Below are 14,737 nucleotides of genomic sequence, written 5' to 3'. Positions count from 1 at the left end.
TGCGTCGTCTCCTGGCATGGCCCCAGCCGTTCAGTCAGGGCCAGCTTGCGCTGAAACCGGCTGTTCAGCGCCGGCGCTCCGCTTGGCTGACGGACGAGGCGCAGTGGAGTCCCACCGCCGCCAGTACCGGGTTTAACACGTCCCAGCCCTCGTCGCCCCGGGGCGAGAGGAGGGCCTGCGCCTCGGCGGCCAGGGCGCGGGCAGCGGCGCGGTCACCCATGTCCAGCGCCAGCGCCGCCTGCTCGGCCACGATCAGACCCCGCAGGGGGCCGGCGTTGAGGGTGCGCGCGCAGGAGTCGGCGTCGCCCAGGGCGGCGGCGGCGGCCGGGCCCTGGCCCAGGCGGCGCAGGCTGGCGCCGTAGCGCCACAGGCCCAGCACCCGGCCCCGGCTGGGGGCGTCGCCGGGCAGGGCGGCCAGCGAGGCGCGGTAGTGCTGGGCTGCCCGGTCAAACTGCCCACTCTGAAAGTGGCTGTAGCCCAGCCAGTACAGGATGTTCGAGCGGCGCGCCGGGGCGGGGGTGTGCGTCAGGGCGCGCCCCAGGGCCTCCTCGGCCTCGGGCCAGCGCTCCAGGCAGGCCAGGGCGGCGCCGGCTTCCAGCAGCAGGGCCGAATGGTGATCGGCCGACAGGTGGGGGCCCCAGGTGCTCAGGGCCGCCTGGACTGTGGCCACTGCGCCCTCGTAGTCATCCTGTTCGGTGCAGCATTTGGCGTGGTGGGCCGCGTGTTCAGCGTGCAGAGCCGGGTCCTGGGTCTGTTCCGCCAGGGCGCGCATGGCCGCCAGGGCCTGCGCGCGGGTACCGGGGTCGTCCAGGTGGCGGCACAGTTCGCTGCGAGCGGCGTGCAGGGCAAAGGCGGCCTGGGGCGGCGGGGGGCCGGCCAGGGCCCGGTCGTACAGGCCCAGGGCCTCGGCATGGGCGTACAGTCCAGCAGCGGCCTGCGCGGCCTGGGCCCAGTGGGACCACGCCAGCGCCGGTTCTGCGGCCTGTTCAAAATGGCGGGCCACGGTCGCGGCCGGCGTGCCCTGGGGGGCCAGCCGCGCCAGTCGGCCGTGCAGGCAGCGCGCACGCGGCGCCCCCACCCCGGCGGCCAGCACCCGGCGGTGCAGGTGGTGCCCAAAGCGGTAGGCCGGGCCCTCGGGCACAATCAGCCGGGCGGCCTCGGCGCGTTCCAGGGCGTCCAGGGCTGCCAGTTCGGGCAGGTCGCAGGCAGCGGCCACCAGGGCCACCGGAAACGCCTCGCCCCACAGGGCCCCGGCCTGCAGCAGCTGGCGCGTCTCGGGCCCCAGGCGCTCCACGCGCTGCGCGATGGCGGCGGCCACGCTGCTGGAAATGGGCACCTCGGCGTAGTCCACCGTGGAGGCGTCAAAGGGGGTGTGCCAGCGCCCGCCGCGCTCGGTAAGCAGCCCGCGCTCGCGCAGGTCGCGCAGGGTTTCGAGCAGAAACAGGGGATGCCCGGCCGTGGCCTCGAACAGGCGGTGGCTGAACAGCGGCGCCGGAGCCCCCGAGAGATGCTCAATCAGGCCCGCCACCTCGGCCTCGGGCAGTTCGGTCAGGGTCAGGTGCGGGGGGTTCAGGCGGGCCAGCACCGCCTGCAGATCGGCGCGGGCCGCCAGTTCGCCGGGGCGCGCGGTCAGCCACAGGCGCGGCGCGCCCCGGTGTAACGCCAGAAAGGCGGCTTCCAGCGTGCCCGGGTCCAGCCAGTGCAGATCTTCGGCAATGAGGGTGCGCCCGCCGCACAGGCTCACCAGTGCCTGGGCCAGGGCGTCAAGCAGCGCGGCGCGGTCGGCCAGGGCCGGGGTGGCGCCGGGCGAAACCAGGGCCGCCCCCAGCAGAGGCCGCAGGCGTTCTGGGCAGCGGTGCAGCCCGGCGCCACGCAGCAGTTCCAGCAGGGCGCCGAAGGGCAGGGGCGTGAGCTCTGCGGCGCCGCGCACCACCAGCGCGTCCCCGGCTGCCTCCGTGACCAGCCGGGTCTTGCCCATGCCGGCCTCGCCCAGCACCAGGGTCAGCCGGCCAGCCTGCAGGGCGGCGCAGTCGGCCCCGCGCCCCACCAGAGGCACGGCCGGGCGCGGGCTGGGCGCCGGGCCCGAGAGCCGCGCGTCCACCTGGGCTTTCAGGGCGGCTGTGGCCGGCAGTGGCCCGGCGCCCAGATCCTGGCGCAGCCGCCGCTCCAGGGCCTCGTAAGCGGTCAGGGCGTCGGCTGGCTGACCCAGCGCGAGGTGGGCCTCCATCACGGCGCGCACGGTGCGTTCGCGCAGTGGGTCCAGATCCAGGGCGCGGCGGTGCCTTTCCAGCGCCGCCGCCCAGTGGCCCGCCTGCGCGTGTGCAGCGGCAGCCGCGTCCAGCGCCCGCAACTGGTCTTCAAAGGCGGCGTGGGCTGTGGCCTCGCGCCACGCCTCGAAGCGGGCCGCGCCCGGTACCCCCAGGTGATCCAGAAAGGGCCCGCCTGCCAGCGTGGCCGCCTGCACGGGCTCGCCCCCAGCCAGGGCGGCGCGCAGCTCGTTCAGGTCCACCCGCACGCCCGGGCGCAGGGCCAGTGCCGCGCCCGAAACTTCCAGCCACGCCCCCACCCCGCAGGCCCGCAGGCGGTGCACCTGCACCCGCAGGTTGCGCCGCGCAGCCGCGCCGTCCTGGTCGGTCCACAGCAGGTCCGCCAGCACCTCGCGTGGGGTCTGACCTTCCAGGGCCAGATAGGTCAGCAGCGCCAGGCTTTTGCCGGGCACGTCCAGCGCCGCGCCGTTCAGCGTGACCCCGGGCACGCCCAGCGTCTTGAGGAACAGCCCGGCCTGTGCACTCATGTGGACCTTCAGTGTACGCCCCGGCAAACGCCGGGTCATCGGCCGTGTGGGGGCGGGGCGGCGCCCCATGCAACGCCGGCGCAACACCCCGCTGCCTACCCTGGTCCCCAATGAAGCCTGTTCGCCCCACCCCCCAGCTGCCTGCCCCGTCCCCAGCGCCGGGCGCCGCCCCGCCCCCGGACAGCGCCCCCGAGGAATATGTGCTGCGCATTGAGCGCCGTTCCGGGGGGCTGCGCCTGCACCTGCGTGAAGGCCGGGCACCGGTGGAACCCGTGACCTGGCGGGAATTTCCTGATACCGACGCGCTGCTGCGCCACCTGTGGACCCTGCTGGAACCGGGCGGGCTGCGCTAGCCCGGCGCAGCGGCCTCTGGCTGGGTCAGGCGCGCCCGCAACTGCGCGCGGGCCACCTTGCCTGTCTCCGTGAGGGGCAGCGCGGGCAGGACGGTCAGGCGGGGGCGCAGGCGGCGGGGCAGCACCCCGGCCAGGCGCCGCTGCAGCTCGGCCACACTGCCACTGCCCGGCTCCAGTTCCACGAAGGCGAGGGGCACCTGCCCGTACTCCGCACACGGCACCCCGAACACCGCGCAGGCGCGCACCCCGGGCTGCGCGGCCAGCACCGCCTCCAGCTGCGCGGGCCACACATTCTCGCCGCCCACGATCATCAGATCGTCGGCGCGGCCCCGCAGATGGAGGCGCCCGGCCGGGTCCAGGGTGCCCAGGTCCCCGGTGTTCAACCACCTGCGTGACAGCAGGCCGCGCACCTGCAGCTGCCCATCCGGGGCGGCGCGCACCCCCACCCCGGGCAGGGGGCGCCCCACGCTGCCGGGCTCGGCGCGCAGGTCGGCGGGGCGGGCCAGGGCGATCAGGCCGGTCTCGGTGCTCCCGTACAGATTGAACAGCACGTCGCCCAGGCGGGTCTGCGTCTGGGTGGCCAGCGCGGGGTCCAGCGGCGCCGAGCCGCACACCACCGTGTGCAGCGCGGGGGCGTGGCCCTCGCCCGCCAGCAGGCGGCGCAGCACGGTGGGCACCACGACCAGGGTGCCCACCCGTTCCTGTGCCAGCACGGCCCACAGCTCTGCCGCGTCCGCGCCCCGGCGCAGGTGCAGCGGCGTTCCCAGGGCCAGGCACAGCGCCAGGGTGCTCAGGCCGTGGCCGTGCCACAGCGGCAGCGGCAGCAGCGTGGCGGTGTTCGGGGCCGGGCGCAGGGCCCGCAGCAGTGCCAGGGCCACCCGCCCGGCCGCCAGCGGCGAGACCCGGCGCGGAACCACCCGGGGCGCGCCCGTGGTGCCGGAGGTCAGCAGCACCGGGCGCCCGGCGCGGGGCCAGCCGGGACAGGGCCAGTCGAGACGGGGCCAGCCGGAGCGAGACTGGGGCCCCGGAGCGGCGGGCGACAGCGCCACCGTGGGCAGGCCCAGGGCGCTGAGCCGGGGGTCATCGGTCAGCAGCGCGCGAATGGACTGGCCCTGCAAGCGGGCGCGCACCTCGTCCGGCGGGCCCGGGGGGACCAGCAGCACCCGCAGGCCGCTGCGCAGCGCCCCCAGCAGCCCGGCCACAAAGGCCCGGCCACCCTCGCTGCACAGCGCAGCCGGGTCGCCGGGGCGGGTGTGCGCGGCCAGGCGCGCGGCCACCCCATCGGCGTGCGCCTGCAGGTCGGCGTAAGTGACCGGGCCATTGGCGTCGGTCAGGGCCAGCGCCTCTGGAGTGCGCCGCGTGTGGCCCGCCACCAGCGCGTACAGGGTGGGCCCGTGCCGGAGAATGGCCGCCGCCAGACCGGGCAGGGCGGGGGAGAGCACGCCGGCTGCCCGCAGGGCCCTCCAGGTGGCCCTCATGCCGGGCCGCCCTGGCCGGCTTCCCAGCGTTCCAGAACCCGCAGGGCGCGGCCCAGTGCGTGGGGGGCCAGTAGGCCCGCCAGTTCCACGCCGCGCAGCCACCACGGCGCGGCCCGCACCACCGGGCGCACCAGGGGCCACAGCACCGCCTGCGCGGCCTCGTCGGCGCTCAGGGCGGGCAGAAAGCGGTAGGCGCGGGTGGGGGCACTCATGGGGGTGCGCACCAGCGGCAGGTACACGCTGGCCACCCGCACGCGCGGCCACTCGGCGCCGGCCGCGTGCAGCCACAGGTCAAAGCCGGCCTTGCTGCCCTGGTACGCGCTCCAGCGCGGCGCCCCCACATGCCGCGCCGACACGCTGGAGACATTCACCACCACGCCCCCGGCCGCCAGCGCCGGGCGCAGCGCCAGCAGCAGCGCGGCTGGACCGCTGAAATTCACCGCCAGCAGCCTGGGCAGGTCCTGTGTGGCCTCGCCGTCCTGGGCCCGGCGCCGCACCGAGCGCCCCGCGTTGCTGATCACCGCGTGCAGCCGGGGATGCGCCGCCTGAATGCGCCCGGCCACCGCCTGCACCCCGGCCGGGTCGGCCAGGTTGGCCGGGTAGAGGTGGGCCTGTCCGCCCGCCGCCCGAATCTGAGCCGCCACGGCCCCCAGCGCCCCTTCCCGCCGCGCCAGCAGCAGCACCGTGGCCCCCGCCTCGCCCAGCCGCCGCGCCGTGGCCGCCCCAATGCCTGAGGACGCCCCGGTGACCAGAATGGTGTGTCCCGCCACCGCCCGCCGCAGGGTCCCCAGGTCACGGCAGGCCGGCGGTGAGAGCAGGAAGCGGCCCAGGGCAGACATGAAGAGATGATAAAGGGTGGCAGGCAGATGAGCGGATGGCAGATGGCTCAAAGCCCATGGCTCATGGACCGGAGCCCACACCCCCTTCCCCCACCGTGCCCTGGGCCGCCGGGTACGACCCGATGATCTTGGCGTAGCTGGCCTTGCGCAGCACGCCGGCCAGGGCCTGGGCCACCTGCGGATCCTGGGCGTGGCCCTCAATATCCACGTAGATCAGGTAACTCCAGGCGCGGTCGCGGCGGGGGCGGCTTTCAATGCGCGAGAGGTTCAGGCCGCGCAGTTCGCCCAGCGTTTCCACCAGAAAGCCCGGCGTGTGGCGCACGGCGAACACCAGGCTGGTCTTGTGCGGCGCGTCGCTGCGGGCGGGTTCGTGGCGCGAGAGGATCATGAAGCGGGTGTAGTTGAAGGGTTCGTCCTCGATCTCGCGGGCCAGGATGTTCAGACCGTACAGCTCGGCGGCGCGCGCACTGGCAATGGCCGCCAGATCGCGCTCGCCGCTCTGCGCCAGATTCTTGGCGCTGCCGGCCGTGTCGTGGGCCGCCACCGGTTGCCAGCCATGGCGGCGAATCAGCGCTGTGCACTGGTCCAGGGCCGGCTGCTGGCTGGCCACCCGGCGAATGTCCTCCAGTGCCACCCCCGGCAGGGCCATCAGGCAGTGCGACACGCGCACCACCACCTCGCCGGTCACGTGCAGATCGGTGTCGCTGAGCAGGTCAATGCTCTGGTGAATGGCGCCCATCAGACTGTTTTCCACGGGCAGCACACCGCACGCGGCCTCGCCGGCCTCCACGGCGCGCGCCACCTCGTGAAAGGTGGGATAGCCGCGCGTGTTCGCTCCCGGCGCGGCGTGCAGCGCGGCGATCTCGCCGTACGAGCCGGGATTGCCCTGAAAGGCCACGGTGGGACCAGACGCGTTCCTCATGCCCGCAACGCTAGCGCGCTGGACTGGGACCCAGAGCGCGGCACATAGACGTAGGGGGCCGTATCGTGAAAGGCGTGATTCCCTCCACCCCCGATCCCATCCTGGACTTGGACGCCGTCACGCTGGCCGCTGCCACCCGCCGGGACGACCTGACCTGCGCCGAGGTGACCCGGCTGTACCTGGGGCGCCTGGAGGCCCTGAACCCCCGGCTGCGCGCAGTGATCACCGTCAACCCCCAGGCCCAGGCCGACGCCGACGCCCTGGACAGCCGGCCCCGGGCGGCGCGCGGGCCGCTGCACGGCGTGCCCATGCTGATCAAGGACAACATTGATGTGGCTGGTCTGCCCACCACAGCCGGCAGCGCCCTGCTGCGCGCTCATGTGCCGGCCGCAGACGCGCCGCTGGTGGCCCGGCTGCGCGCGGCGGGCGCGGTGATTCTGGGCAAGGCCAACCTCACCGAATGGGCCAACTTCATGACGCTGGGCATGCCCAACGGCTATTCCAGCGCGGGCGGTCAGACGGTCAACCCCTGGGGCGAGGCGCTGGACACGGGCGGCAGCAGTTCAGGCAGCGGTGTGGCCGTCGCCGCGCGGCTGTGCGTGGCCGCCATCGGCACCGAGACCAGCGGCAGCATCGTCAGCCCGGCGCACCAGAGCGGGGTCATTGGCCTGAAACCCACCCTGGGGCTGGTGCCGCGCACCGGCATCGTGCCCATCAGCCACAGCCAGGACACGGCCGGGCCCATCACGCGCAGTGCCCGCGACGCCGCGCTGATTCTCTCCGTGATCGCCGGCCCCGACGCCCACGACGAGGCCAGCCGCCGCCTGCCCGTGCCCGATCTGGCTCTGATCGAGGCGGCCCTGGGCGGCGCCGACATTGGCCTCATCTGTGATGAACCGGCGCTGGATGAGCGCGAAACTGCCTCGCTGGAGCGGGTGCGCCAGACCCTGCAGGAAGCAGGCGCGCAGGTGCAGGACCTTGACTTTCCGTCCCGCGCCGAACTGGGCACCCACGGCTGGGGGCTGGAAGTGCTGCTCTATGAATTCAAGGGCGACCTGAACGCCTACCTCTGCGGGGTGCAGCAGGGCCCGCGCACCCTGCAGGAGGTACTTGAGGCCGGGGACCGCGACCCCGACCGCCTGCTGCGCTACGGTCAGACCCTGCTGCACGCCGCGCAGGGCACCCGGGGCGACGCGGGCGAAGCCACCTACCGGCTGGCGCGCACCCGCGACCTGAACCTCACCCGCGCCCGGGGCTTCGACACCCTGTTTGCCCGGGGCCTGGACCTTGTGCTGTTTCCTGGCATCCGTGGGTACCACCTTGCGGCCAAGGCGGGCTACCCCAGCGTGGCGGTGCCGGTCCCGCGCGCGGGGGGCGGCCAGCCCGGCGGCGTGCTGCTGGTGGCCCCCGCCGGCGCCGACGCCCTGCTGCTGGCAGGCGCGGCGCATCTGAACCGGCTGCTGGGGGGCGTGCGGTTTCCGGCAGGGGTGTAGGGTGTGGGCTGTAGGGTATGGAAAAACCCCTCCACCCTACAGCCCACGTCCCACGCCCTATTTCTGTACGTCAATCCGGATCGCGCCGTCGTGCAGGCGGGCCATTTCCGGCACCGGCTGGTCGTCGCGGTGGCGCATGGTGCTCAGGCTGCTGCCCTCGGGGGCGCGGGCCACGGCGTCGGCAATGCGGATCTGGGCGCTGGCAATGGGCCGCGCCCAGACCATGGCCTCGGTATTGCCGGTGCAGCCGGCGTGCGCCAGGCCGCGCAGGGCGCCCACCACGATCACGTCGCCTCCGGCCAGAATCTCGGCGCCCGGGTTCACGTCGCCCAGCACAATCACGCTGCCCGGGTAGGTTTCGCGCATGCCCGCGCGCAGGGTGTGCGGCACGATCTGCAGCCGGGGCGCCGGGGCTTCGGGGGCGGTGTTCAGGGGCGCGGGCACGCTCACCCGCGGCGCCCGCACCCGCCCCGGCGTGCCGCCCGCCGCGCGAATGGCCCCCAGGGCCGCTTCCAGCGCGTCAGGGTCGGCGTCGCCTTGAATTTCCAGCGTCACGTGGCTGGCCAGCAGCTCGGTGCGGCCCGCCAGCGCGTCCTGTACGGCCTGGGCCGTGTCTCCGGGTTCCAGGAGCAGGTTCAGGCCCCCCAGCGTGCCGCGCAACTTCATGAGGCCAATCTAGCGCGCTCATGAACATGTGGTGCCTTCTTCGGCGGCCCACCCGGTGGCGGGGATGGTGTACCATGGGCTCCATGCTTTTCAAGGAGACCTCCTTTGGTGCAGCTTGATTCCGGCGCGGTCGTGGAGGGCCGCGTAACGCGCGTGACGGACTTCGGCGCGTTCATCCAGTTCGAGAACGGTGAGACGGGCCTTGTGCACATCTCCCAGATCGCCCATTCCTTTGTCCGGAACATCCACGATCATGTCCGTGAGGGCGAGAACGTGGAGGTCAAGGTGCTGGGCCGCGATGAACGGGGGCGTCTGGACCTGTCCATCAAGGAACTGCTCGAAGAACCCGAAGAGGTGCCCCGCCCGCGCGCCATTGGGCGCCAGAGCCCCCAGTTCGAGGCCAAGCTGCGCTCGTTCATGCGAGACGCCAAGGAGCGCACCACGGGTGGCGGCGGCAAGAAGCCAGCCACCAAGCGCAAGAAGTAAGAAAGAACAAGAAGTAAGAAACAGTGTCGGCCTCGCCTAAGAACATCCGGGCGAGGCTCTGCTGTGTGGGCGGGCGCGCGGCCCCGCCGGCCGGGAAGGTTCAGCCCGGCATAAGGCGGCGGGGCCCCCTTTAACCCAGGCGTAACCGGCGCGCGGCACACTTCCCCCATGAACCGCACCCTCTCTCTTCTGGCCCTCACCAGCACCCTGGCCCTGGGCGCCCTGGTGGGCTACGACCTGCGTGACCGCGCCCTGGACCGTCAGGCCGCGCCGGTCACTGCCGCTCCGGTCACTGCTGGACAACCCACTTCCGGGCAGATGGTCCCTGCCCTGGCCACGGCGCCCGCCACCGAGGCCCGCGCCCGCACCGAGAGCGAGGCGAACACGGTGGAGGTGGTGCGGGCCCGGCGCGACGGTCTGGTGTACATCAGCGTGACCGAGGGCGACGAGAGCAGCGCCGAGGCGCAGCTGCGCCGCCGCCTGCAGGAGCAGTTGCCCTTCAACTTCGGCCTGCCCGAAGGTGGCCCCCGCACCGGCACGGGCAGCGGGTTCTTCGTCACGGCGGGGGGCGACATCATCACGAACAACCATGTGGTGGAGGGTGCGGGCGACATCACCATCCGCCTGCACGGCAGCACCAGGACCTACAAGGCCGAGGTGGTGGCCCGCGCCCCCGACTTTGACCTCGCGCTGCTGCGCGCCAAGGGGGTACCCACTGCCCAGATCAAACCCATTCCGCTGGGGAACAGTGATGGGCTGGACGTGGGCCTCAAGGCCATTGCTATGGGCGCGCCCTTTGGACTCGATTTCAGTGTCTCGGAGGGCATTATTTCGAGTCTGGAGAGGCAGGTGCCGGTGGGCACGCGGGCGGTGGAACAAAGCGTGATCCAGACCGATGCCGCCATCAACCCTGGCAACAGCGGCGGGCCGCTGCTGAACAGCGCCGGGCAGGTGATCGGGGTGAACACCCAGATTCTGACCGGCGGGATTGGGCAGAGCGCGGGCGTGGGCTTTGCCATTCCGGTGAATACGGTCAAGAAGCTGTTGCCCCAGTTGCAGGCCGGCAAGGGTGGCCAGGACGCCGTGATTCAGACCCCCAGCCTGGGCATTGTGCTGGGTGAGGTGGGTATCCTGAGTGCCGCCCAGCGCCAGCGCGCGCGGTTGCCAGAAGCGGGCGCGCTGGTCCGGTGTGTGTATGACGGCAGCCCGGCCCAGGCCGCCCGGTTGCAGGGAGCGCTGGGCTGCGCCAACCTGGAGACCCCGCAGGCTGAGGCGGCGGCCACCCCCGATCTGAACCGCGCCGACGTGATCACGGCCTTTGACGGGCAGCCGGTCGCCAGCGTCAACGACCTGCGCGCCGCCGTGCTGGGCAAGCGCCCCGGCGACCGCGTGACCCTGAAGGTGCAGCGCGCCGGCCAGACACGCGAGGTGCAGGTGACACTGAAGGTCTTTCAGTTTCCCGTCGCCCAGGAGTAGGTGATGGAGCAGCGGCGCGCATGGCATAGAGCTCTGCGCGCCGCTCCCCTTGCTGTTCCAGCGGTTACGTCCTCAGCCGAACAGCGGGCCCAGATCGGTCAGCACGCCGGTGGGTTGGGCGGGACCAAACGTATAGCTGCCAAACACGTCCAGAAAACCCTCGTGGCTGAGGGTGCGGGTCTGACCGCTGGGCCCAGTGGCCTGCACCTGCGCGCCCCGGGCGGTCAGGCAGTAGCTCCCCAGTTCGCGCACGGTGGCCTTTTTGCCGCGTCCGGCCCGCAGCAGGGCAGTCACGCGGTATTCCTGGCCCCCCCGGACAGTCAGAAAGTGCAGCAGGTCGGGCGCGCTTTGCATCGGCGGGCAAGCATAGCACCCGCCGCGCGCGTTACGACACCACCGTGCCGGCCCCGGCCAGAGCAGCGCTGACTGGCTGCCCGGCCCGAGCGTCCCCGAAGATCACGCGGCGCACCCCGCCCTGCACCGCTTCGGCGGCGCCCAGAACCTTTTTCTTCATGCGGTCCTGGGCAAATTCCAGGTACTGTTCCACGTCACCCGCCGGAATCTCGCGGATCAGGCTGCCCTCGTCCGGATAGGCGCGCAGCAGGCCCGGCACGTTGGAGAGCAGCAGCAGCGCTTCGGCTTTCAGGGCCACGGCCAGGGCGGCGGCGGCGCGGTCGCCGTCCACGTTGATCGCCACGCCTTCATAGGAACTGGCGGGCGGGGTCAGCACGGGCAGGTACCCGGCCGAGAGCAGCAGCTCCAGCAGCCCGGTGTTGACCCGCTCCACCGTGCCAGTGTGGTCGCCGCGCAGCACCTTCACCTTGCCGTTCTCCACGGCCCGCACGCTGTCCTTGTGGCGCCCCTCGAAGATGCGGCCGTCCAGTCCCGACAGGCCCACCGCGTTCACACCCAGGCGCTGCAGGCGTTCCACGATGCCCTTATTCATCTTGCCGCAGTACACCATCTCGAAAATCTCCAGGGTCTGGCGGTCGGTAAAGCGGCTGGTGTAGCCGCTGGGGCTGGTCACGAAGCGGGGCGGGTGCCCCAGCGCCTCGGCCACGCGGTTGGTTTCGCCGCTGCCCCCGTGGACCAGAATCAGGCGCTCGCCCGCCGTCCAGCGCGCAGCCATGTCGGCACACACCGCGTCGTAATCTATGCCGGCGCTGCCGCCCACCTTCACCACAATCATGCGGGCCATGTTAACGGATGAAAGAAAGCTAGGTCAAATTTATTTCAATTGGAAAGATGCATTCGTACAAGGGGCCCTCTGGACTCAGCCGGCCAGCCTCTGTACGCCAAGCAGCAGCGCCCAGCCCAGCAGCCACGCGGCCAGCAGGCGCCGGTAGACCCGCTGGTAGGCCACCTTGCGCGTCTTGTGCCGGAACAGCAGCTGCGCCACCCCCGAGCCCAGGGCGCCGCCCCAGGCCTCCAGACGGTGCAGGTGGCGCTCGGGAATGCGGCGCCGGCCTTCCCGCGCCAGCTCCTTGTCGCGCCAGATCGCCACGAAGGCCGCCAACCCCCACAGCAGTTGCCAGACCACGAACAACCGGAAGGCAAAGCCCAGCGCCTCAGGCGGCACGCTACTGCAGGGTGCGCGGCAGCGCCTGGCTGGGCGCGATCTTCTTGGGCTCGCGGAATTCGATGTTCTCCCACTCGCCTTCTTCCACCACCTGCAGCGCCGGGTTCAGCCCCTGGAAGTGGGCCACCACCCCCTGCACCAGATCGTCTGGCGTGCTGGCCGCACTCGTGATGCCGATGGAGCGCACGCCGCTCAGGTCCAGGCCTGCGAGGTCCGCCGCAGTTTCCAGGCGCTCGGCCCGGCCGCAGGCGTCGGCGGCCAGTTCCAGCAGCCGCATGCCGTTGCTGGAATGCGTGCTGGTGAGCACCAGAAACAGGTCCACGTGCGGGGCGATGGCCTTGACCGCGTCCTGGCGGTTCTTGGTGGCGTAACACAGGTCCTCGCTGGGGGGCACCACCAGCCGGGGAAAGCGCGCCTTCAGAATCTCCACGGTGCGCCGGGTGTCGTCCACGCTCAGGGTGGTCTGGGTCAGGACCACCAGCCGCTCGGGGTCGGGCACCGTTACGGTGTACGGGTCGTGCAGCCCTTCGCCGCTCTTGCCCAGCACGCCCACCAGAATGGTGGCCCCGGGCGCCTCGCCGCGCGTGCCAATCACCTCCTGGTGGCGGGCACTGTCGCCAATCAGCAGGATGGTGTAGCCCTCGCGGGCGTACTTCTTGGCCTCGGTGTGCACCTTGGTCACCAGCGGGCAGGTGGCGTCAATGGTGCTCAGACCCAGGGCGCGCGCCCGCTCGCGCACAGCGGGGCTGATGCCGTGGGCGCTGAACACCACGGTTTCGCCGCCTTCGGGCAAGGTGTCAATGTCGTTCAGGTCTTCCACAAAATGCACGCCGTGGCGCTGCTGCAGCCGCTCCACCACCGTGTGGTTGTGCACGATGGAGTGGTACACCGTGACCGGCTTGTCTTCGGTCTGCGCGGCCTTTTCCACCGCCTGAATGGCCATGACGACCCCCGCACAGAAGCCCCGGGGCTTGGCCAGATGCAGCCGCTCAACCACGGCGGGCCCGGCAGGTGTGGACGGGAAGGAAAAGGGCAGCCATCATGGCCCACAGTGTAGAGCGCCGGGGCGCGGCAGACCGTGCGCTGCGGCCCACCGCTTCAGGGGGCCAGCCAGCGTTCCAGTGGCAGCGGCACACTGCTGCGCTGCCACACCTGCTCGAAACTGGTCACCTGCCCGGCCACGGCAGCCGGGTCGCTGGTGGCCAGCGCCGCCTCGGCCAGCCCCAGGGTGCCCCAGGCACTGAAATGGAAATTCATGCTGCCCACCACCACCATCTGCCCGTCCACCGTGAGGGCCTTGGTGTGCATCGCAAAATCCACATAGCGCGCCTGAAAGCGGTTATCGGGAATGCCGCGCCGCCGCATCTCGCGGCGCAGCAGGGCCACGCCCGAGCGGTTGGCGGCGGCCCCCACGCCGTAGTTCACCGCCAGCAGCCGCACGCGCACCCCCCGGTCCAGGGCGCCCAGCACCGCCGGAAAGTACACCGGCAGATCGGCAAACGCGCAGCCTTCGGGGTGCAGGTAGGCGTACCAGCAGCTCAACCCCGCGCCAAAATCTGCCTGCATCAGGTCAATGCTCTCGCGGGCCGCGCCCAGCAGCGCCAGATGCGCGTCGTCGGCCAGCCCCTCACCACCGGGGCGGCGGTAGAGCAGCCACGCGCGGGCCTGCCCGGCGGGGCGGGCCACCCCCGCCGCCGGGGGATGGCTGGGCGCCGGCGCCGGGCCCAGGGCACAGGCCGCCTCCACCTCTTCGGGCGCCACCTGGGGCGGGCAGCGCAGGGCCTCGCTGCGGCGCCACAGGTCGTCAAAGGCCGCCACGCCCGCCTGCGCCACTGGCCCGCGCAGCCGCAGGCCCAGATCGTGCAGGGCGCGCCCGCCCGGCTGGCTGGCCGGCAGGTGCCAGGCGGTGAAGTTGAAGCCGGCGGCCGTGACGTCCTCGCCGTCAATCACATGCAGCTTGACGTGGCTGTGGGGAAAAGAAGCGTAGTTCAGCAGCGTGACGGTCCAGCCTCGCCCGGGGTCCGAGAACGGGACCCCGGCGGCGCGCAGGTCGCGGGCCAGGGTCAGGATGTGGGTGGCCTGCCCACTGGGCCCAAGCTGGGGCACGCCGCCCAGCAGCAGGCGCACGGTCAGGCCATCGGGGTAGGCGGCGGGGGTGGCCTGCAGGCGGCGGTACAGCCGCCCCACCGCCTGTGCCAGGGTCCAGCCGGGCTGCCCCTGGCCCCCCTGCCACTCCATGTTGGTCAGCAGCACTTCACGCCGCGCGCCTTCGACCTGCGCCGCGATCTGGCTAAAGGCGTCCTGGGGCGTGTCCAGGCTCTGCGGCGTGCGCAGGTACCCCGCAAAAGCGTTGCCGCACGACACGTCGCTGCCGCCCCGGGCGCGCACCACCTGCCACACCGCGCGTTCCAGCGGCGCAGTGGGGAGCGGGCAGGCATCGGCAGGCCAGTTGACCACCACGGGCGGGCGGGCGGGCCCCAGTGCCAAGGGGAGCGCCCCGGCCCAGGCCACTGCGGCCCATGCCCCCATCACTGCCTGCCCCAGCCACCGCTTCATGCACCGCGCAGCCTAGAGTATTTGTGCTGAGAAGGGCGCCGAACCTGCGGCCCGCAGCCCGGGCAGGGCAGGAGAGAACAGCCTGGGGCGGCAGT

At 72.4% G+C, this 14,737-nt stretch carries 14 protein-coding genes; 4 read left to right on the top strand and 10 right to left on the bottom strand.

From position 1 onward, the window contains the following. Positions 1 to 64: 64 nt before the first annotated feature. Entirely contained in the window at positions 65 to 2,794 is a 2,730-nt protein-coding gene (locus C8263_RS03075) for an ATP-binding protein (protein WP_107136636.1), read from the bottom strand. Positions 2,795 to 2,904: 110 nt separating this feature from the next. Here C8263_RS03075 and C8263_RS03070 point away from each other — a divergent pair, with 110 nt between their 5' ends. After that, positions 2,905 to 3,147, top strand: coding sequence for a hypothetical protein (locus C8263_RS03070; protein WP_107136635.1), 243 nt, complete (start codon positions 2,905 to 2,907; stop codon positions 3,145 to 3,147). On the opposite strand, the gene C8263_RS03065 is transcribed toward C8263_RS03070, so the two are convergent. The 3 genes from C8263_RS03065 to C8263_RS03055 form a co-directional block, all read right to left on the bottom strand. Then, positions 3,144 to 4,625, bottom strand: coding sequence for a class I adenylate-forming enzyme family protein (locus tag C8263_RS03065; protein WP_107136634.1), 1,482 nt, complete (start codon positions 4,623 to 4,625; stop codon positions 3,144 to 3,146). The genes C8263_RS03070 and C8263_RS03065 overlap by 4 nt on opposite strands. Further along, a complete protein-coding gene (locus C8263_RS03060; RefSeq protein ID WP_107136633.1) occupies positions 4,622 to 5,464 on the bottom strand; it encodes an SDR family NAD(P)-dependent oxidoreductase in 843 nt (280 codons plus the stop codon). The genes C8263_RS03065 and C8263_RS03060 overlap by 4 nt, the downstream gene beginning before the upstream one ends. 61 nt (positions 5,465 to 5,525) lie before the next feature. Continuing rightward, a complete protein-coding gene (locus C8263_RS03055; protein ID WP_107136632.1) occupies positions 5,526 to 6,386 on the bottom strand; it encodes a prephenate dehydratase in 861 nt (286 codons plus the stop codon). A 65-nt stretch (positions 6,387 to 6,451) separates the two neighbouring features. Here C8263_RS03055 and C8263_RS03050 point away from each other — a divergent pair, with 65 nt between their 5' ends. Further along, complete coding sequence (locus C8263_RS03050) at positions 6,452 to 7,879, top strand: amidase family protein (RefSeq protein WP_408608029.1); 1,428 nt, start codon at positions 6,452 to 6,454, stop codon at positions 7,877 to 7,879. A gap of 57 nt (positions 7,880 to 7,936) precedes the next feature. On the opposite strand, the gene C8263_RS03045 is transcribed toward C8263_RS03050, so the two are convergent. Further along, positions 7,937 to 8,545, bottom strand: coding sequence for a septum site-determining protein MinC (locus tag C8263_RS03045; RefSeq protein ID WP_107136631.1), 609 nt, complete (start codon positions 8,543 to 8,545; stop codon positions 7,937 to 7,939). 105 nt (positions 8,546 to 8,650) lie between these two features. On the opposite strand from C8263_RS03045, the gene C8263_RS03040 reads away from it, so the two are divergent. Next, the gene (locus C8263_RS03040; protein WP_107136630.1) at positions 8,651 to 9,031 is read left to right on the top strand and encodes a S1 RNA-binding domain-containing protein; all 381 of its coding nucleotides are present in this window, start codon (positions 8,651 to 8,653) and stop codon (positions 9,029 to 9,031) included. Between the two features lie 168 nt (positions 9,032 to 9,199). After that, a complete protein-coding gene (locus tag C8263_RS03035) occupies positions 9,200 to 10,507 on the top strand; it encodes a S1C family serine protease (protein WP_107136629.1) in 1,308 nt (435 codons plus the stop codon). Between the two features lie 72 nt (positions 10,508 to 10,579). Here the strand turns inward: C8263_RS03035 and C8263_RS03030 are convergent, their stop codons facing one another. The 5 genes from C8263_RS03030 to C8263_RS03010 form a co-directional block, all read right to left on the bottom strand. Then, positions 10,580 to 10,861, bottom strand: coding sequence for a hypothetical protein (locus C8263_RS03030; protein ID WP_107136628.1), 282 nt, complete (start codon positions 10,859 to 10,861; stop codon positions 10,580 to 10,582). A gap of 31 nt (positions 10,862 to 10,892) precedes the next feature. Then, positions 10,893 to 11,696 (bottom strand): [LysW]-aminoadipate kinase, encoded by an 804-nt coding sequence (locus C8263_RS03025; protein ID WP_107136627.1) that lies wholly within the window; start codon positions 11,694 to 11,696, stop codon positions 10,893 to 10,895. Positions 11,697 to 11,780: 84 nt separating this feature from the next. Further along, positions 11,781 to 12,086, bottom strand: coding sequence for a DUF1294 domain-containing protein (locus tag C8263_RS03020; protein WP_233218609.1), 306 nt, complete (start codon positions 12,084 to 12,086; stop codon positions 11,781 to 11,783). Position 12,087: 1 nt separating this feature from the next. Continuing rightward, complete coding sequence (ispH, locus tag C8263_RS03015) at positions 12,088 to 13,083, bottom strand: 4-hydroxy-3-methylbut-2-enyl diphosphate reductase (protein ID WP_107136626.1); 996 nt, start codon at positions 13,081 to 13,083, stop codon at positions 12,088 to 12,090. 101 nt (positions 13,084 to 13,184) lie between these two features. Beyond that, entirely contained in the window at positions 13,185 to 14,642 is a 1,458-nt protein-coding gene (locus C8263_RS03010) for a phospholipase D-like domain-containing protein (RefSeq protein ID WP_233218608.1), read from the bottom strand. Positions 14,643 to 14,737: the final 95 nt, after the last annotated feature.

The sequence above is a fragment of the Deinococcus arcticus genome, assembly GCF_003028415.1.
In the GTDB taxonomy this organism is placed as follows: Bacteria; Deinococcota; Deinococci; order Deinococcales; family Deinococcaceae; genus Deinococcus; species Deinococcus arcticus.
This window is presented reverse-complemented; position numbering and strand designations above follow the sequence as displayed.